This window comes from Streptomyces sp. NPDC000983, from assembly GCF_040299205.1.
Taxonomy (GTDB): Bacteria; Actinomycetota; Actinomycetes; order Streptomycetales; family Streptomycetaceae; genus Streptomyces.
This window is the reverse complement of sequence record NZ_JBEPBM010000010.1, coordinates 109,637-126,544: the sequence shown is the minus strand read 5'-3', so window position 1 is coordinate 126,544 and position 16,908 is coordinate 109,637. Positions and strand designations below refer to the sequence as shown.

The 16,908-nt window shown below is 72.9% G+C and carries 21 protein-coding genes; 5 read left to right on the top strand and 16 right to left on the bottom strand.

Annotated features, from left to right (window positions below; translation table 11 throughout):
- Positions 1-6: 6 nt before the first annotated feature.
- From ABT296_RS14160 to hisI, 5 genes are all read right to left on the bottom strand, one after another.
- On the bottom strand, positions 7-453 hold the full coding sequence (locus ABT296_RS14160) for a DUF2752 domain-containing protein (protein ID WP_351926809.1): 447 nt from the start codon (positions 451-453) through the stop codon (positions 7-9).
- 63 nt (positions 454-516) lie between these two features.
- Complete coding sequence (locus ABT296_RS14155; RefSeq protein ID WP_351926807.1) at positions 517-756, bottom strand: HGxxPAAW family protein; 240 nt, start codon at positions 754-756, stop codon at positions 517-519.
- A gap of 106 nt (positions 757-862) precedes the next feature.
- The gene (locus tag ABT296_RS14150) at positions 863-1,501 is read right to left on the bottom strand and encodes a TIGR02234 family membrane protein (RefSeq protein ID WP_351926805.1); all 639 of its coding nucleotides are present in this window, start codon (positions 1,499-1,501) and stop codon (positions 863-865) included.
- A gap of 51 nt (positions 1,502-1,552) precedes the next feature.
- Positions 1,553-3,031 (bottom strand): anthranilate synthase component I, encoded by a 1,479-nt coding sequence (locus ABT296_RS14145; protein ID WP_351926803.1) that lies wholly within the window; start codon positions 3,029-3,031, stop codon positions 1,553-1,555.
- A gap of 11 nt (positions 3,032-3,042) precedes the next feature.
- Positions 3,043-3,441: a phosphoribosyl-AMP cyclohydrolase gene (gene hisI / locus ABT296_RS14140; RefSeq protein WP_453174336.1), complete on the bottom strand. Its 399-nt coding sequence runs from the start codon at positions 3,439-3,441 to the stop codon at positions 3,043-3,045.
- A 73-nt stretch (positions 3,442-3,514) separates the two neighbouring features.
- Here hisI and ABT296_RS14135 point away from each other — a divergent pair, with 73 nt between their 5' ends.
- Positions 3,515-4,150 (top strand): TIGR03085 family metal-binding protein, encoded by a 636-nt coding sequence (locus tag ABT296_RS14135; protein ID WP_351926798.1) that lies wholly within the window; start codon positions 3,515-3,517, stop codon positions 4,148-4,150.
- A 57-nt stretch (positions 4,151-4,207) separates the two neighbouring features.
- Here ABT296_RS14135 and hisF read toward each other — a convergent pair whose 3' ends face one another.
- The 8 genes from hisF to hisD are packed head-to-tail and all read right to left on the bottom strand — an operon-like array spanning position 4,208 to position 9,903.
- Positions 4,208-4,963 (bottom strand): imidazole glycerol phosphate synthase subunit HisF, encoded by a 756-nt coding sequence (gene hisF, locus ABT296_RS14130; RefSeq protein WP_351926796.1) that lies wholly within the window; start codon positions 4,961-4,963, stop codon positions 4,208-4,210.
- Positions 4,960-5,361, bottom strand: coding sequence for a RidA family protein (locus ABT296_RS14125; RefSeq protein ID WP_351926794.1), 402 nt, complete (start codon positions 5,359-5,361; stop codon positions 4,960-4,962). The genes hisF and ABT296_RS14125 overlap by 4 nt, the downstream gene beginning before the upstream one ends.
- A complete protein-coding gene (priA, locus tag ABT296_RS14120; protein ID WP_351926792.1) occupies positions 5,358-6,083 on the bottom strand; it encodes a bifunctional 1-(5-phosphoribosyl)-5-((5-phosphoribosylamino)methylideneamino)imidazole-4-carboxamide isomerase/phosphoribosylanthranilate isomerase PriA in 726 nt (241 codons plus the stop codon). The genes ABT296_RS14125 and priA overlap by 4 nt, the downstream gene beginning before the upstream one ends.
- On the bottom strand, positions 6,083-6,727 hold the full coding sequence (hisH, locus tag ABT296_RS14115) for an imidazole glycerol phosphate synthase subunit HisH (RefSeq protein WP_351926790.1): 645 nt from the start codon (positions 6,725-6,727) through the stop codon (positions 6,083-6,085). The genes priA and hisH overlap by 1 nt, the downstream gene beginning before the upstream one ends.
- The gene (locus ABT296_RS14110; RefSeq protein WP_351926789.1) at positions 6,724-6,888 is read right to left on the bottom strand and encodes a CG2302 family histidine operon protein; all 165 of its coding nucleotides are present in this window, start codon (positions 6,886-6,888) and stop codon (positions 6,724-6,726) included. Before ABT296_RS14110 ends, hisH begins: the two co-directional genes overlap by 4 nt.
- Positions 6,885-7,478, bottom strand: coding sequence for an imidazoleglycerol-phosphate dehydratase HisB (gene hisB, locus ABT296_RS14105; RefSeq protein ID WP_030318918.1), 594 nt, complete (start codon positions 7,476-7,478; stop codon positions 6,885-6,887). Before hisB ends, ABT296_RS14110 begins: the two co-directional genes overlap by 4 nt.
- Positions 7,475-8,581 (bottom strand): histidinol-phosphate transaminase, encoded by a 1,107-nt coding sequence (locus ABT296_RS14100; protein ID WP_351926786.1) that lies wholly within the window; start codon positions 8,579-8,581, stop codon positions 7,475-7,477. The genes hisB and ABT296_RS14100 overlap by 4 nt, the downstream gene beginning before the upstream one ends.
- A complete protein-coding gene (gene hisD / locus ABT296_RS14095; protein WP_351926784.1) occupies positions 8,578-9,903 on the bottom strand; it encodes a histidinol dehydrogenase in 1,326 nt (441 codons plus the stop codon). The genes ABT296_RS14100 and hisD overlap by 4 nt, the downstream gene beginning before the upstream one ends.
- Positions 9,904-10,063: 160 nt before the next feature.
- Here hisD and ABT296_RS14090 point away from each other — a divergent pair, with 160 nt between their 5' ends.
- The 4 genes from ABT296_RS14090 to ybaK all read left to right on the top strand — a co-directional run bounded on the left by ABT296_RS14090 (position 10,064) and on the right by ybaK (position 14,007).
- Entirely contained in the window at positions 10,064-11,641 is a 1,578-nt protein-coding gene (locus ABT296_RS14090; protein WP_351926782.1) for an oxidoreductase, read from the top strand.
- An 88-nt stretch (positions 11,642-11,729) separates the two neighbouring features.
- Entirely contained in the window at positions 11,730-12,743 is a 1,014-nt protein-coding gene (locus ABT296_RS14085; protein ID WP_351926780.1) for a hypothetical protein, read from the top strand.
- A gap of 11 nt (positions 12,744-12,754) precedes the next feature.
- Positions 12,755-13,495 carry an LON peptidase substrate-binding domain-containing protein gene (locus ABT296_RS14080; RefSeq protein WP_351926778.1) on the top strand — a complete coding sequence of 247 codons (741 nt, stop codon included), beginning with the start codon at positions 12,755-12,757 and terminating at the stop codon, positions 13,493-13,495.
- Between the two features lie 14 nt (positions 13,496-13,509).
- Positions 13,510-14,007 carry a Cys-tRNA(Pro) deacylase gene (gene ybaK, locus ABT296_RS14075; protein ID WP_351926776.1) on the top strand — a complete coding sequence of 166 codons (498 nt, stop codon included), beginning with the start codon at positions 13,510-13,512 and terminating at the stop codon, positions 14,005-14,007.
- A gap of 285 nt (positions 14,008-14,292) precedes the next feature.
- Here the strand turns inward: ybaK and ABT296_RS14070 are convergent, their stop codons facing one another.
- The 3 genes from ABT296_RS14070 to ABT296_RS14060 form a co-directional block, all read right to left on the bottom strand.
- Complete coding sequence (locus ABT296_RS14070) at positions 14,293-14,979, bottom strand: AAA family ATPase (protein ID WP_351926774.1); 687 nt, start codon at positions 14,977-14,979, stop codon at positions 14,293-14,295.
- A gap of 34 nt (positions 14,980-15,013) precedes the next feature.
- Positions 15,014-15,838 carry an ABC transporter permease gene (locus ABT296_RS14065; protein ID WP_351926772.1) on the bottom strand — a complete coding sequence of 275 codons (825 nt, stop codon included), beginning with the start codon at positions 15,836-15,838 and terminating at the stop codon, positions 15,014-15,016.
- Positions 15,839-15,923: 85 nt separating this feature from the next.
- The gene (locus ABT296_RS14060) at positions 15,924-16,898 is read right to left on the bottom strand and encodes an ABC transporter ATP-binding protein (protein WP_351926770.1); all 975 of its coding nucleotides are present in this window, start codon (positions 16,896-16,898) and stop codon (positions 15,924-15,926) included.
- Positions 16,899-16,908 lie beyond the last annotated feature (10 nt).

Sequence of the window (16,908 nt, the reverse complement as noted above, 5' to 3'; positions counted from 1 at the left end):
GATTGATCAAGGATGCAGCCAGTCACCGAGGGGCAGGTTCCGGACAACCGTGAAGACCAGCAGCAACGCGCCGAGCGTCCACAGCCAGGCGGGTGCGAGGGCGAGCCGGAGCGGCCGTCCGCGCGCCGCGCGGACCACCCAGACGGTCCACAGCGCGGCGAAGCCCAGATAGCCCAGTACGGCCACCGCGTTGCTCTGGAGCGCGGCGGCGAGGTCGCCGTGGATGAAGGAGTGGGCGCTGCGCAGTCCGCCGCAGCCGGGGCAGTACAGGCCGGTGAACCGCAGGAGCGGGCAGACCGGGTAGTGGCCGGGCTCGTGCGGGTCCACGGTGCCGACGTAGGCGAAGGCCCCCGCCACGGCCGCGAGGACACCGGCGGGCGCGGCGAGCCGGCCCGGGACGGTGCCGGCGCGGGGCCGGGTCGCACTGCGGCTGTCGCTGTTCACGCCTCGCATTGTGCCCGTACAACGCGTGAGGGGCGGCCCGGGGCCGCCCCTCGACGAGTCGTTCCGCGCGGTTCAGCCCTCGACGGTGGCCGGCTCGCTCGTGCGCAGGGGCTTGCCGGCGTTCTTCTGGCCGAGGCCCATGCCCTTCATCAGCCAGCCGACGACGCCACCGAGGGCCACGACGGCCATACCGGCCCAGAAGCCCGCGGGGCTGGCCAGCACCATGAAGGCACCCGCGATGCAGAACCCGATGAAGGCGATTGTGACACCGGTCCAGGCGGCCGGGGTGTGACCGTGGCTGCTGCCCGCCATGACGTGCTCCTCGTTGCTGTGGGTAAGTCGGTGAGCCGGACGCTCGGTTCCATTGTCCCGCATGGGCATACGGGTGATGACCGCGGGTGGCCTTCGCCGGCAGCCCCTACGCGCCGGTCGGGTCCTCGCCCCGGTCGAGGGCCTTCCAGAGGTCCTCGGGGCGGTCGGGGTCCACGACGGGCGCCTTGCGGGGCTTGGGCGCGCCCGAGCGCTCGTAGCGGCTGGACATCGCCGGCCACGCCGGGGCGTAGCGCAGGGCGAGCAGTCCGGCGAGCAGCATCAGGGCCCCGCCGACGGCGGCGACGTACGGCCAGGCGGTGTGGCTGAGGGCGGCGACCGTGGCGGCGGTGTCGCCGGTGGCGCGGGCGGCCTGCTCGTCGAGGGCGGAGCTGTCACCGGCGCCGATCAGCGCGGCGGCGACGGTGCCGGCGCCGGAGAGCGCGAGCAGGCCCGCCACGAGCATGCGGCCGAGGCGGCGTACGGCGAAGACGGCGACGAGCGCGGCGAGGCCCACTATGGCGAGCGACGCGGGCACGCCCGTGACGTCGCTGCCCTTCGCGGTGAGCGGGAAGCCGCCGCCGGCCACCGTGGCGGTGCCCTCCGACCAGCTCTGTCGGGTGGCCAGCAGGGCCACGGCCGCGCCGAGCGCGCCGGAGAGCAGGGCCACGGCGAGGCTGAGCCGGCCGGCCCGGGCGGGTCCCGCGGATTCGGTACGGGGGTGAGGTACGGCAGTCACGTACTCCACTATCGCCTGAACCCCGGGCCATCCGTCACCCGGGGTTGTATGAGAAGCGCCCTATTTGCTCAGCCGGTTCGCCGTGTGCACGGCGCGGAGCACGGCGGCCGCCTTGTTGCGGCACTCGGTGTCCTCGGCGACCGGGTCGGAGTCGGCGACGATCCCGGCTCCGGCCTGGACGTAGGCGGTGCCGTCGCGCAGCAGCGCGGTGCGGATGGCGATGGCGGTGTCGGAGTCCCCGGCGAAGTCGAGGTAGCCGACGCAGCCGCCGTACAGGCCGCGGCGGGAGGGCTCCAGTTCGTCGATGATCTGCATCGCGCGGGGCTTGGGCGCGCCGGAGAGGGTGCCGGCCGGGAAGCAGGCGGTGAGGACGTCGAAGGCGGTGCGGCCCTCGGCGACCTTGCCGGTCACCGTGGAGACGATGTGCATCACGTGCGAGTAGCGCTCGATGGACATGAAGTCGACGACTTCGACGGAGCCGGGTGCGCAGACCCGTCCGAGGTCGTTGCGTCCGAGGTCGACGAGCATGAGGTGCTCGGCGCGCTCCTTGGGGTCGGCGAGCAGATCGTCGGCGAGGGCCTGGTCCTCCTGCGGGGTGGCGCCGCGCCAGCGGGTGCCGGCGATGGGGTGGACCATGGCCCGCCCGTCCTCGACCTTGACCAGCGCCTCCGGGGAGGAGCCGACGACGTCGAAGCCGTCGAAGCGGAAGAGGTACATGTACGGGGAGGGATTGGTGGCCCTGAGCACCCGGTAGACGTCCAGGGCGCTCGCGGTGCACGGCGTCTCGAAGCGCTGGGAGGGGACCACCTGGAAGGCCTCGCCGGCCCGGATGCGTTCCTTGACGTCCTCGACCGCCGCCCGGAACTCGGTGCCGCCCCACAGGGCGGTGTACTCGGGCAGTTCGGAGGGCGGCAGGACGGCCGGGGGCTGGGCGACGGCGCGGGAGAGGTCGGCCTCCATGGTGTCGAGGCGGGCGACGGCGTCCGCGTACGCCTCGTCGACGCCGGTGTCGAGGTCGTTGTGGTTGATCGCGTTGGCGATCAGCAGGACCGAGCCCTCCCAGTGGTCCATCACCGCGAGGTCGCTGGTGAGGAGCATGGTCAGCTCGGGCAGCTCCAGGTCGTCGCGCTCGCCGGGGCCGATCTTCTCCAGGCGGCGCACGATGTCGTAGCCGAGGTAGCCGACCATGCCGCCGGTGAACGGGGGCATGCCCTCCTGGTGGGGGGTGTGGAGGGCCTCGATGGTGGCGCGCAGGGCGGCGAGCGGGTCGCCGTCGGTGGGGACGCCGACGGGCGGGGCGCCCAGCCAGTGCGTGTGGCCGTCCCGTTCGGTGAGGGTGGCGGCGGAGCGGACGCCCACGAAGGAGTACCGGGACCAGGAGCGGCCGTTCTCCGCGGACTCCAGCAGGAAGGTGCCGGGGCGCTCGGCGGCGAGCTTGCGGTAGAGCGCGACGGGGGTGTCGCCGTCGGCGAGGAGCTTGCGCGTGACCGGGATGACGCGCCGGTCGGTGGCGAGCTTGCGGAAGGTCTCGAGGTCCATGGCCGGTGACCTTACTGATCTCCGGCCGGTACGCCGGAATCCTTGAGGAGGACGTCGGCGTCGAAGCAGGTGCGCGCGCCGGTGTGGCAGGCGGCGCCGACCTGGTCGACGCGGACGAGCACGGTGTCGGCGTCGCAGTCGAGGGCGACGGACTTGACCCACTGGTAGTGGCCGGAGGTGTCGCCCTTGACCCAGTACTCCTGGCGGCTGCGCGACCAGTAGGTGCAGCGGCCGGTGGTCAGGGTGCGGTGCAGCGCCTCGTCGTCCATCCAGCCGAGCATGAGCACCTCGCCGGTGTCGTACTGCTGGGCGATGGCGGGCACGAGCCCGTCGGCGCCGCGCTTGAGGCGGGCGGCGATCTCGGGGTCCAGGGGGCTGGGCTGGCGGGACTGGCTGGTCATGCCTGCCATTGTGCCGCGCGGCGCCCGGCGGTCCGGCCCGCGTCCACTGTGCGGACCCGGACGGCGGTCGTAGGCTGACGGCATGTCGACTTTCGCCAAGCGTGAACGACTCCTGCTGGCCGACCTCCTGGAGGCGGAGGGCCCCGAGGCCCCGACCCTGTGCGAGGGGTGGACCACCCGTGATCTCGCCGCGCACGTCGTGGTGCGCGAGCGTCGCCCCGACGCCGCCGGCGGCATCCTGATCAAGCCGCTCGCGGCCCGGCTGGAACGGGTGATGGGCGAGTTCACGGACAAGCCGTACGAGGAACTGATCCAGCTCATCCGCACCGGTCCGCCGCGCTTCTCGCCGTTCTCGCTGAAGCAGGTCGACGAGATGTCGAACACGGTGGAGTTCTACGTCCACACCGAGGACGTCCGCCGGGCCCGCCCCGACTGGGCGCCGCGCGAGCTGGACCCGGTGTTCCAGGACGCCCTGTGGTCCCGGCTGGAGCGCACCGCCCGGCTGATGGGCCGCGGCACGCCGACGGGGCTGGTACTGCGCCGCCCGGACGGCCAGACGGCGGTCGCGCAGCGCGGTACGCCGGTGGTGACGGCCACCGGGGAGCCGTCGGAGCTGCTGCTCTTCCTCTACGGCCGACAGGACGCGGCCGATGTGGAGCTGACGGGCGAGAAGGACGCGATCACCAGGCTGCACGAGGGGAAGCAGCTGGGCATCTGAGGGGTGGGGGCATGAGGAAGCCCCGGCCGTCGCACGGCCGGGGCTCGTCCTGCGTGGTCACCGGACGGGGTGGCCCGCTTCCCGCAGCGCCTGCTTGACCTGGCCGATGCGCAGGTCGCCGAAGTGGAACACCGAGGCCGCGAGGACCGCGTCCGCGCCCGCGCCGACCGCGGGGGCGAAGTCGTCGAGCCGGCCGGCGCCGCCGGAGGCGATGACCGGCACGGTGACGTGCTTGCGCACCGCCTCGATCATCTCGATGTCGTAGCCGTCCTTGGTGCCGTCGGCGTCCATCGAGTTGAGCAGGATCTCCCCCGCGCCCAGCTCCGCCGCCCGGTGCGCCCACTCGACGGCGTCGATGCCGGTGCCCTTGCGGCCGCCGTGCGTGGTCACCTCGAAGCCGCCGGACCCGGTGCGCCGCGCGTCCACCGACAGCACCAGCACCTGCCGGCCGAACCGCTCGGCGATCTCGCGGATCAGCTCGGGGCGGGCGATGGCGGCGGTGTTGACGCCCACCTTGTCCGCGCCCGCGCGCAGCAGCTTGTCGACGTCCTCGGCGGTGCGTACGCCGCCGCCGACGGTCAGCGGGATGAAGACCTGTTCGGCGGTGCGGCGCACCACGTCGTAGGTCGTCTCACGGTTGCCGGACGAGGCGGTGATGTCCAGGAACGTCAGTTCGTCGGCGCCCTCGGCGTCGTACACCTTCGCCATCTCGACGGGGTCGCCGGCGTCACGCAGGTTCTGGAAGTTGACGCCCTTGACGACCCGGCCGTTGTCCACGTCCAGGCAGGGGATGACTCGGACCGCCAGGGTCATGAATCCACGGCTCCTCTGTATGCCTCTAGTTCCACTTCGACCAGGATGCGCGGGTCGACGAAGCCCTCCACGACCAGCAGCGTGGAGACCGGACGCACGGCGCCGAAGATCTCCCGGTGGGCGCGGCCGACCTCGTCGACGTCCCGGGCGTGGCTGAGGTACATCCTGGTGCGGAGCACGGACCCGATGTCGAGCCCGAACTCGCCGATCGCCTCCACGGCGTGCGCGAAGGCGACCCTGGCCTGCTCGTACGGGTCGCCCTCGCCGTACAGCACCCGGCCCTTGAACGATGTCGTGCCCCCCACCAGGACACGGTCGCCCGCCGCGACGGCGCGTGCGAAACCGAAGGACTCCTCCCAGGGAGATCCGCTCTGCACCCGCCGCACGGCATCGGTCACGACACAGCCTCCAGGGCCTCTTCCAGGGTGAACGCCTTCGCGTACAGGGCCTTCCCGACGATGGCGCCCTCGACACCGAGGGGTACCAGTTCGGAGATCGCGCGCAGGTCGTCCAGCGACGACACGCCGCCGGAGGCCACGACCGGGCGGTCGGTGGCCGCGCAGACGTTCTTCAGCAGCTCCAGGTTCGGGCCCTGGAGGGTGCCGTCCTTGGCGATGTCGGTGACGACGTAGCGGGCGCAGCCCTCGTTGTTGAGGCGCTCCAGCGTCTCGTAGAGGTCGCCGCCGTCGCGGGTCCAGCCGCGGCCGCGCAGGGTCGTGCCGCGTACGTCGAGACCGACGGCGATCTTGTCGCCGTGCTCGGCGATGACCTTGGCGACCCACTCCGGGGTCTCCAGCGCGGCCGTGCCCAGGTTCACCCGGGTGCAGCCGGTGGCGAGGGCGGCGGCGAGGGTGTCGTCGTCGCGGATGCCGCCGGACAGCTCCACCTTGATGTCCATGGCCTTGGCGACCTCGGCGATCAGGGCGCGGTTGTCACCGGTGCCGAAGGCGGCGTCCAGGTCGACCAGGTGCAGCCACTCGGCGCCGGAGCGCTGCCAGGCCAGGGCCGCCTCCAGGGGCGAGCCGTAGGAGGTCTCCGTGCCGGACTCGCCGTGCACCAGGCGGACCGCCTGCCCGTCACGGACGTCGACGGCCGGGAGGAGTTCGAGCTTCGAAGGCATCAGAGGGTTCCGATCCAGTTGTTCAGCAGCTGCGCTCCGGCGTCGCCGGACTTCTCGGGGTGGAACTGGGTGGCCCACAGGGCGCCGTTCTCCACGGCGGCCACGAAGGGCTCGCCGTGCGTGGACCAGGTGACCCTGGGGGCCCGCATCGACGGGTTCTTGATCTCCAGGGTCCAGTCGTGGACGGCGTAGGAGTGCACGAAGTAGAAGCGGGCGTCCGCGTCCAGGCCGGCGAACAGCTCGGAGTCGGCCGGCGCCTCGACGGTGTTCCAGCCCATGTGGGGCACGATGTCCGCCTGGAGCGGCTCGACGGCGCCGGGCCACTCGTCGAGGCCCTCGCTCTCCACGCCGTGCTCGATGCCGCGGGCGAAGAGGATCTGCATGCCGACGCAGATGCCCATCACCGGGCGGCCGCCGGAGAGCCGGCGGTCGATGATCCAGTCGCCGCGGGCCTCGCGCAGGCCCGTCATGCAGGCGGCGAAGGCGCCGACGCCGGGCACCAGCAGCCCGTCGGCGTTCATGGCCGCGTCGAAGTCGCGCGTGATCTCGACCTGGGCGCCCGTGCGGGCCAGGGCCCGCTCGGCGGAGCGCACGTTGCCGAAGCCGTAGTCGAAGACGACGACCTTCTTCGCCGACGCGCTCAACTCCACACCTCCAGCCGCATCACACCGGCGACCAGGCACATCGCGGCGCCGATGGAGAGCAGGACCACCAGGCTCCTGGGCATCTCCTGCTTGACGAAGGAGTAGATGCCGCCGACCAGGAAGAGGCCGACGACGATCAGGACCGTGGAGAGGCCGTTCACAGGGCGCCCTTCGTCGACGGGAGGATGCCGGCGGCGCGCGGGTCACGCTCACTGGCGTAGCGCAGGGCGCGGGCGAGGGCCTTGAACTGGCACTCCACGATGTGGTGCGCGTTGCGCCCGTAGGGCACGTGCACGTGCAGCGCGATCTGCGCCTGGGCCACGAAGGACTCCAGGATGTGCCGGGTCATGGTGGTGTCGTACTCGCCGATCATCGGCGCCATCTTCTCGGGCTCGGTGTGCACGAGGTAGGGGCGGCCGGACAGGTCGACGGTGACCTGGGCGAGGGACTCGTCCAGCGGGACCGTGCAGTTGCCGAAGCGGTAGATGCCGACCTTGTCGCCGAGGGCCTGCTTGAAGGCGGCGCCGAGGGCGAGGGCGGTGTCCTCGATGGTGTGGTGGGAGTCGATGTGCAGGTCGCCCTCGGTCTTCACGGTGAGGTCGAACAGACCGTGCCGGCCGAGCTGGTCGAGCATGTGGTCGTAGAAGCCGACGCCGGTCGACACGTCGACCTTGCCGGATCCGTCGAGGTCGATCTCGACGAGGACCGAGGTCTCCTTCGTGACTCGCTCCACGCGTCCCACGCGGTTCATGCGCTCTGCTCCTTCTTCAGTTCACGGACCGCGTCGAGGAACGCGTCGTTCTCTTCGGGGGTGCCGGCGGTGACCCGCAGCCATCCCGGTACGCCGTTGTCCCGGACCAGGACGCCCCGGTCGAGGATGCTCCGCCAGGCGGCCTGGGTGTCGTCGAACCGGCCGAACTGCACGAAGTTGGCGTCCGAGGAGGTCACCTCGTAGCCGATCGCCAGCAGTTCGGCGACCAGGCGGTCCCGCTCGGTCTTCAGCTGCTCGACGTAGCCGAGCAGGGTGTCGGTGTGCTCCAGGGCGGCCAGCGCGGTCGCCTGGGTGACGGCCGACAGGTGGTAGGGCAGCCGGACCAGCTGCACCGCGTCGACCACGGCCGGGTCGGCGGCGAGGTAGCCCAGGCGCAGGCCCGCCGCGCCGAACGCCTTCGACATCGTGCGGGAGATGACGAGATTCGGCCGTCCTTCGAGCAGCGGCAGCAGCGAGTCGCCGTGGCTGAACTCGATGTACGCCTCGTCGACCACCACCATCGACGGCTTCGCGGCCTGCGCGGCCTCGAACAGCGCGAGGACGGTCTCGGGCGGGACGGCGTTGCCCGTGGGGTTGTTGGGGGTGGTGACGAAGACGACGTCGGGCCTGTGCTCGGCGATCGCCTGCCGGGCCGCGTCCACGTCGATGGTGAAGTCGTCGCCCCGCGGACCGGAGATCCAGCCCGTGCCGGTGCCCCGGGAGATCAGCGCGTGCATCGAGTACGACGGTTCGAAGCCGATGGCCGTGCGGCCGGGGCCGCCGAAGGTCTGGAGCAGCTGCTGGATGACCTCGTTGGAGCCGTTGGCGGCCCAGACGTTCGCCGGGCCGACCCGGTGGCCGGAGGTCTTCGTCAGGTACTCGGCGAGCCGGGTGCGCAGCTCCACCGCGTCCCGGTCGGGGTAGCGGTTGAGGTCGCGGGCCGCCTCGCGCACCCGCTCGGTGATCCGCTCGACCAGCGCCTCGGGCAGCGGGTAGGGGTTCTCGTTGGTGTTCAGCCGTACCGGCACGTCCAGCTGGGGCGCGCCGTAGGGGGACTTGCCGCGCAGCTCGTCCCGTACGGGGAGATCGTCGATGCCAGTCACTTGCCCTCGGGAACCTTCCAGCCGAACCGTGCCTTGATCGCCGCGCCGTGCGCCGGGAGGTCCTCCGCCTCCGCCAGCGTCACGACGTGATGGGCGACGTCGGCCAGCGCGTCCTCGGTGTAGTCGACGATGTGGATGCCGCGCAGGAAGGACTGCACGGACAGGCCGGAGGAGTGGCAGGCGCAGCCGCCGGTGGGCAGGACGTGGTTGGAGCCGGCGGCGTAGTCGCCCAGCGAGACCGGCGCCCAGGGGCCGACGAAGATCGCGCCGGCGTTGCGGACCCGGCCGGCCACGGCGGCCGCGTCGGCCGTGTGGATCTCCAGGTGCTCGGCGCCGTAGGCGTCGACGACCCGCAGGCCCTCCTCGACGCCGTCGACGAGGACGATCGCGGACTGCTTGCCCTTGAGGGCCGGGACGATCCGGTCCTCGATGTGCTTGGTCGCCGCGACCTGCGGCTCCAGCTCCCTCGCCACGGCGTCCGCGAGCTCGGCGGAGTCGGTGACCAGGACGGCCGCGGCCAGCGGGTCGTGCTCGGCCTGGCTGATCAGGTCGGCGGCGATGTGCACGGGGTCGGCGCTCGCGTCGGCGAGGACCGCGATCTCGGTCGGGCCCGCCTCGGCGTCGATGCCGATCTTTCCGGTGAAGTAGCGCTTGGCCGCGGCGACCCAGATGTTGCCGGGCCCGGTGACCATGTCGGCGGGCGGGCAGGACTCGGTGCCGTACGCGAACATCGCCACCGCGGTCGCGCCGCCGGCGGCGTAGACCTCGCTCACGCCGAGCAGCGCGCAGGCGGCGAGGATCGTCGGGTGCGGCAGGCCGCCGAACTCGGCCTGCGCCGGGGAGGCGAGCGCGAGGGACTCGACGCCGGCCTCCTGCGCGGGCACCACGTTCATGATCACGGAGGACGGGTAGACGGACCGGCCGCCGGGGGCGTACAGGCCGACGCGGTCGACCGGCACCCACTTCTCGGTGACCGTGCCGCCGGGGACGACCTGGGTGGTGTGCGTGGTGCGGCGCTGCTCGCGGTGGACCAGCCGGGCCCGCCGGATGGACTCCTCCAGGGCCGCGCGTACGGCGGGGTCGAGCTCCTCGAGCGCCTTGTCGAGGGCCTCCTCGGGGACCCGGACCCGCTCCAGCCTGACCCCGTCGAACTTCTCGGCGAAGTCGATCAGCGCCGCGTCGCCCCGATGATGCACGGCCTCGCAGATCGGACGCACCTTCTCCAGGGCGGCCGAGACGTCGAAGTCGGCTCGGGGCAGCAGGTCGCGCAGGGCGGGTCCCTGGGGAAGGGCGTCGCCGCGCAGATCGATTCGGGAGATCACGCCGTCAATTCTCTCAGACCGGGATCGGGCACCGTTCGCGCGTATCAATGGCTGATACAGAACGTGGAAGATCCCGTTCACCACTAGCGTTCCTGCCGTCACTCAGCGGGCATCACGGATGTACCGAACACATGGCGCAGCCGGGGAGGAAGGGAAGACCGTGACCGAGGGGGCCGGCATCCGGGGCGGAGATCTGCCGGACGACCTGACCGCCGCCGAGGCCGGCATGTGGCAGGCCTTCCGCAACGGCACCGTGTACGACCTGAGCAGCGGCGACTCGGTCGTCGACGATCCGCACGGCGGGCACCCCTGGGGGCCCGAGCGGACCGTGCGGGCCCGCATCGTGTGCTGGCTGCTGCTCGACGGGCCGCCCGCGCTGGCCGGCCGGGTGCCGTCGCTGAAGCTGGCCGGCGTGCGGATCAGCGGGGTGCTGGACCTGGCGGGCGGCACCGTGGATCCGTACGTGGAGCTGCGCGGCTGCCGTTTCGAGCGGGAGGTGCTGCTGCCCGAGGCCCGCTTCACGACCGTACGGCTGGTGGACTGCTCGGTGCCGCGGCTGGAGGCGGCCCGGCTGCACACCGAGGGCGACCTGCACCTGCCGCGCTGCCGCTTCCACAACGGCATCCGGCTGACCGACGCCCGCATCGGCACCGACCTGCTCCTCAACCAGGCCGTCGTGTACCGCGACCGCAGCGGCCGCTCGATCGCAGCGGACGGCATGTCGGTCGGCCAGGACCTCCAGGCGGAGCTGCTGGAGTCGCACGGCGAACTGAGCCTGCGCGGCGCGAAGATCGGCGTCTCGCTGAGCCTGCGCGGCGCCCGGCTGGCCAACCCCTACACCCGCCGCGCCCTCAACGCCCCGCAGCTGACCGTGGAGCGCTCGCTGTACCTGACCCCGGCCGGCCTGGGGAATCCGCTGCTCAGCGGGACCACCCCGGCCCGCGGCACCCGGATCCAGCGCTTCGAGTGCGAGGGCGGGGTCCGCCTGGACGACGGCCGGTTCGGGGACGCGGTCGACATGGAACGCGCCCGGTTCACCCTCACCGACGACCAGGAACTGTCGCTGCGCCGGATCCAGACGCCGGAGCTGCGCTTCCTCGGGGAGCGCCCGGCGCGCGGCACGGTGGTGCTGTCGGGTGCGCGGATCGTCAACCTGATGGACCGCGCGGACGCCTGGCCGGGCCCCGGACGGCTGCACATGGGCGGGTTCGCCTACGAGAACCTGGTGCCGCGCGGCCCGTTCCCGCTGGCCGAGCGGCTGGCCTGGGTGTCGGCGGCGACCGCCGAGTACAACCCGGAGCCCTACGAGCGCCTCGCCACCGTGCTCCGGGCGGGCGGCGAGGACGAGGACGCCCGCGAGGTGCTGCTGGCCAAGCAGCGCAGGCGCCGGGAGAGCCTGCCGGTCGCCGCGAAGTTCTGGGGGTACGTCCAGGACTGGACGGTCGCCTACGGGTACCGGCCGGGCCGGGCCGCGGTGTGGATGGCGGTGCTGTGGGCGGCGGGCTCGGTGGCGTTCGCGCACGCCGGTCATCCGCCCATCAAGCGGGGCGAGCATCCGGAGTGGAACCCGACGCTGTTCGCGCTGGACCTGCTGCTCCCGGTGATCGACCTGGGCCAGGTCGGCTTCTGGCAGCTCAACGGAGGCTGGCAGTGGCTGGCGGCGGCCATGATCCTGCTGGGCTGGATCCTGGCGACGACGGTGGCGGCGGGGGCGACCCGGCTGCTGCGCCGGGGCTGAAGCTTTTTACCGGTCCTTGACCGGCGGCAGTACAACTTTCCCCGAGTTCGCCCGACCCTCTGGCGCGGGTTCGGCACGCGGCTTTTCAATGGTCGACACCATGGCTCTGCTGCTGCCGTTCATCCGCGGTCCGCGGACGGCGAGGACCGCACCCCCCACCTCCGGTCCCCTCGCCGACGACGAGGTGCTGCTCGACGCGCCCGACGCCCGGCTGGGACCCGCGCTGGTCGCCGCCGCACGCGGTGACCACGAACCGGCCGCCGCCCTGCTGGCCGCCACCCGCGCGGCCGGGGAGTGGGAGCACCGGGACCGCTACACCGCCCGGCTCGCCGCCTTCGCCCACGCCCGCCCGGAGTGGTTCGACTCCTGGCGGTCCGCGGCCCCGCGCGACCCCGACGGCCTGCTGGTCGACGCCCAGCTGCGGGTGGACCGCGCCTGGCTGTCACCGGCCCGCGCCGAACTGCTGCGCGAGGTAAGCCCGCTGGTCACGGCGGCGGCCCACGGCGACGACCGCGACCCGGTGCCCTGGCGGATCGCCCTGGACCACGCCCGCGGCTCCCAGGCGGGACCGAAGTACGTCGAGGAACTGTGGGAGGCGGCCATGCGCCGGGCCCCCCACCACTACGGCTGCCATGTCGCGGCCCTGCGCTACCTGGCGTCCTCCTGGCACGGCTCGCACCTGGAGTGCCTGGACTTCGCCGACCGCGCCGCCCAGGACGCCCCGGCCGACTCCCTCGTACAGGCGCTGCCGGTGCGGGCGGTGTTCGCCTACCTCACCGACGGCTGCGGCCCCGAGCTGCCCCGGGCCCAGCTGGACGCGGCGGCGGACCGGGCGGCGGCCCTCTCCGCGCTGCTGCCGGCGGCGGACCCGTGGCCGGCGGAGCTGCGCAACCTGCTCACCTATGTGCTGGTACGGCTGGAGCGCACCCCGGACGCCCTGGAGCAGCTGCGGCTGACCGGCCCGTACGCCACGTCCTTCCCCTGGGACCGCTTCTCGGACGACCCGCTCGGGCACTGTCTGCGGGTGCGGGCCGAACTCCGGACGCCGTCGGGGCGTCCGATCTCCGGGCACCTCGGACGTGTCCGGTCCGGGGACCATTAGGCTGTTGCGTCGTGACCACCGTCCGGCTCCCGCTGTTCCCCCTGAACTCCGTGCTCTTCCCGGGGTTGGTGCTGCCTCTGAACGTCTTCGAGGAGCGCTACCGCGCCATGATGCGCACCCTGTCGAAGGCTCCCGACGACGAACCGCGCCGCTTCGCGGTCGTGGCGATCCGCGACGGCCACGAGGTGGCACCGAGCGCGCCCGGCATGCCCGACCCGACGACGCTGCCGCAGCGCGGGCCGGCGGCGGGCTTCGGCCCCGAACCCATCAAGTCCCTCCACGCGACGGGCTGTGTCGCCGACGCGGCCACGATCCGGGAGCGGGCCGACGGCACCTTCGAGGTGCTGGCGACCGGCACCACCCGGGCGCGGCTGATCTCGGTGGACGCCACCGGCGAGTTCCTGACGGCGGAGCTGGAGGAGCTGACGGAGGAACCGGGCGAGGAGGCCGGCGCCCTGGCCGAGGGGGTGCTGCGGGCCTTCCGCAAGTACCAGAAGCGGCTGGCCGGCGCCCGGGAGCGCTCGCTGTCGACGGGGGCGGAGCTGCCCGACGAGCCGTCGGTGGTGTCCTACCTGGTCGCGGCGGCGATGATGCTGGACACGCCCACCAAGCAGCGCCTGCTCCAGGCCCCCGACACCGCCTCGCGGCTGCGCGAGGAACTGAAGCTGCTGCGCGCGGAGACGTCGATCATCCGCAACCTGCCGTCGCTGCCGGCGGCGGACCTGACGCGTACGCCGACGAGTCTGAACTGAGGGCGGGCGGCCGGATGGCGAAGAAGCAGAAGGCGCAGCCCGGGGGCACTCCGGCGACGGTCGCCCTGACGGCGGCGGGGGTCCCGTTCACCACCCACGCCTACGAGCACGACCCCTCGCACCCCTCCTACGGCGAGGAGGCGGCGGAGGCGATGGGCGTCTCCCCCGACCGGGTCTTCAAGACCCTGGTGGCGGAGGTGGACGGCAGGCTGACGGTGGCGGTGGTCCCGGTGGCGGGCCAGCTGGACCTGAAGGCGCTGGCGACGGCGGCGGGCGGCAAGCGCGCGGCGATGGCCGACCCGACCCTGGCGGAGCGCACCACGGGCTACGTCCGGGGCGGTATCTCCCCGCTCGGCCAGCGCAAGAAGCTCCCGACGGTCCTGGACGCGTCGGCCACCGCCCACCCGACGATCTGCGTCTCGGCGGGCCGCCGCGGCCTGGAGATCGAACTCTCCCCCACAGCCCTGGCCACCCTCACGACAGCGACCCTGGCCCCCATCGCCCGCCCCTGACCCCTCGACGAACCCCCTTCTGTCCGCTAAGCAGACAGGACATGTCGAAAAAAACCCGAAAACGCAAATGGCGCCTGAAGAAGCGCAGGGCGAACCACGGAAGACGCCCGGCGTAAAAAAGACTCTCTTCAAACTCCGCCCGGCGCACCCACCAGCCCACCCGGCGCACCCACCAGCCCGTCCGGCGCTTGAGGACAAGGCCCCTTCGGGGCCGAAGCGGGGGCCCGGGGGCGGCAGCCCCCGGAGTCGGGACGGGAAGGGGCGGCGGGGGCGGAAAAAGCCCACCTAACCCACCGGCGCCCCGTACCCACCCTTCCCCCGGTACTGCTCCTCATAGGGATCCGGATCCCGGGGCCCGAACAACCCCGTCAACCCCAGATGCACCACCAGCGCAGAAATCGACCACACCAGCCACGCCCCCTTCGCATCGAGCTCAAGCGGCGCCGAGAACGTAACCCCCTTACCCACCTCCCGCGCCCGAGCGATGACATCGTCCGCAGGCCCGAGCCACACGCCCACCCGCCACGCCAGCAACGACCCCAGCAGCCCCCCGACCGCCAGCGCCACCACCAACGGCACACCCCCACGCCGCCGCGCGAGAAAGACCACGAGCGCACTCACCGCCCCGAAGGCGATCGCCAGCAGCGTGAAGGTCCCTTCGACACCGATGGCCTGCTCCCCCTCGGTGTCCTTGATGTAGACGACCCAGCCCCCGTCGACCATGTCCCCGACCAGCGGCACCCGCGGCGCCAGCCAGGACCACAGCACCCCGAGCAGCGCCCCGGCCACCGCGACGGCGACCGTGACGACGGCGGCCTCCCGCAGCTCGGTCCGCATGCCGGGCCCGTCGTCCTCGTACGCGGGCAGCTGCCCGTAGGGGTGGGGTCCGCCCCGGGGCACGGGAGGCTGCTGCCACGCGGTGCTGGCGGGCTGGTCACGCGGCGGCGGAGGCGGAGTCAACGGTGCGGTCACCCTGACATCGTGCCAGGCCCACCCGTGTGACGCGTCACCGGACGGCCGCCCGACGGTACGCCCAGGTGGCCGCGGCCAGCGAAACGACGCCGACCAGCCCGCAGACGGCGAGGTCGCCGAGGACGAACGCCCAGTCGGGCCGCTCGCCGAAGGTGCGGGCGAACGCGTCGACGCCGTAGGTGGAGGGCAGCAGGTCCCGGGCGAACCGGATCGCCTCGGGCATCCGCTCGGCGGGCAGTACGCCCAGCAGCAGTGCCGCGGACATGCCGAGCTGGCCGAGCACGGTCGCGAGTTCGGGCCGCGGGGCGAGCAGCCCCAGCGCGGCCCCGAGCCCGGCGAGGGCCGCCCCGGCGAGCGGGATCACCGCGATGAGCACCCACAGGTGCGTCAGCGGCAGGCCGAAGAGGACGCAGCCGAAGACGGCGGTGACCACGGTCCCGGGCACGGTGAAGGAGGCGTACGCGCCGGCGGCGCCGAGGACCACGGCGGCGGGCGGCACGGGCAGCGTCGCGTAGTGGTCGAGCCCGCCGCTGGAGCGCAGTTGCCCGAAGTACTGGGCGAGCAGGTTCAGGGCGACGAAGGCGACCACGAGGACGGAGGACCCGGCCACCACGGCCCGCGCCTCGCCGCCGCCGTCCACGACACCGCGCATCAGGATCATGATGCCGATGGACTGGAAGGTCGCCACGAACAGCAGCGGGATCCGGGCGACCCGCGCACGCGAGAGCTGGGCCCGGTAGACGGCGCACAGCGACGGCCACAGCCGGGCCCGCGGTCCGAGCTCGGCCGCGTCCGTGACGGGCGACTCGTCCGCGGCCAGCGCACGGCCCGGCAGAACCTCGGCGGGTACGACACTCACGTGGCGCTGCTCCTCTTCGCTGCGGCGGCGGTCCCGTTCCGTACGAATGCGACGCTGTTTGTACTCAAACCCGGCCGGGTGGCGCTCAAGCCTTCACCAGCCCCTGCTGCGCGGCCCCGCCCAGCGCCAGGTAGACGTCCTCCAGGCTGGGGGTGGCGAGGGTGAAGTCGTCGAGGGCGGAGAAGGCGGCCCCGCCGGTGACGGTGGCGACGACCGCGCGGGCCTCCTCGGGCGCCAGCCGCAGCGTCCAGCGGCGGCCCGACTCCACGACCCGGTCCTGCAACGCGGCCACCTCGGGCACGTGCAGGGGTGCCGCCTCCCGCCACACCAGGTCGACCCGGACCTCCCCGGCGACCTGTTCCTTGAGGCCGGAGGGGGTGTCGCAGGCGATGACCCGGCCGCGGTCGAGGACGGCGACCCGGTCGAGGACGGTCTCGGCCTCGATGACGTTGTGGGTGACGAGCAGCACGGTCGTGCCGTGTTCGGCCCTCCGCCGGTCGACGGCGGACCAGACCGCGCGCCGCGCCACCGGATCCATCCCGGTGGTCGGCTCGTCGAGCACCAGCAGCGGCCGCGCGCCGACGAGGGCGGCGGCGAAGCAGGCGAGCCGGCGCTGTCCGCCGGAGAGCTTCTTCAGGGGCCGCCCGGCCAGCCCGGTCAGGCCGAGTTCCTCCAGTACGGCGTCCCGCTCGGCGCGGGCCGCGCGCACCTCCAGGCCGCGGAGGCGGCCGGTGGTCTCGGCGGCGAGGGAGACGGTCAGTTCGTCGAGGGCGGTGGACTCCTGGCCGAGGTAGGCGAGGATCCGCGCGGCCCGTTCCGGGTGGCGCACGATGTCGTGGCCGAGGATTTCCACGCTGCCCCGGTCGGGCCGCATCAGCCCGGTGAGCTGCCGTACCAGGGTGGTCTTGCCGGCGCCGTTGGGTCCGAGCAGTCCGAAGATCTCACCGCGCCGGATGTCCAGGCGTACGTCGTCGGTGGCCCGTACCTCGGGGGTGCCCGGCGCGCCGCGCCGTCCGCGTACCGCGGGATAGGTCTTGGTCAGCCCGCGCACGGCGCACACGACATCCCCA

Bases quoted from the DNA above. Each gene is read 5' to 3' on its own strand.
- priA (WP_351926792.1), bottom strand. From the start codon at position 6,083: ATGCCTTCGAAGCTCGAACTCCTCCCGGCCGTCGACGTCCGTGACGGG.
- ABT296_RS14135 (WP_351926798.1), top strand. From the start codon at position 3,515: ATGTCGACTTTCGCCAAGCGTGAACGACTCCTGCTGGCCGACCTCCTG.
- ybaK (WP_351926776.1), top strand. From the start codon at position 13,510: ATGGCGAAGAAGCAGAAGGCGCAGCCCGGGGGCACTCCGGCGACGGTC.
- ABT296_RS14160 (WP_351926809.1), bottom strand. From the start codon at position 453: ATGCGAGGCGTGAACAGCGACAGCCGCAGTGCGACCCGGCCCCGCGCC.
- ABT296_RS14155 (WP_351926807.1), bottom strand. From the start codon at position 756: ATGGCGGGCAGCAGCCACGGTCACACCCCGGCCGCCTGGACCGGTGTC.
- hisB (WP_030318918.1), bottom strand. From the start codon at position 7,478: ATGAACCGCGTGGGACGCGTGGAGCGAGTCACGAAGGAGACCTCGGTC.
- ABT296_RS14085 (WP_351926780.1), top strand. From the start codon at position 11,730: ATGGTCGACACCATGGCTCTGCTGCTGCCGTTCATCCGCGGTCCGCGG.
- ABT296_RS14145 (WP_351926803.1), bottom strand. From the start codon at position 3,031: ATGGACCTCGAGACCTTCCGCAAGCTCGCCACCGACCGGCGCGTCATC.
- hisI (WP_453174336.1), bottom strand. From the start codon at position 3,441: ATGGCAGGCATGACCAGCCAGTCCCGCCAGCCCAGCCCCCTGGACCCC.
- hisF (WP_351926796.1), bottom strand. From the start codon at position 4,963: ATGACCCTGGCGGTCCGAGTCATCCCCTGCCTGGACGTGGACAACGGC.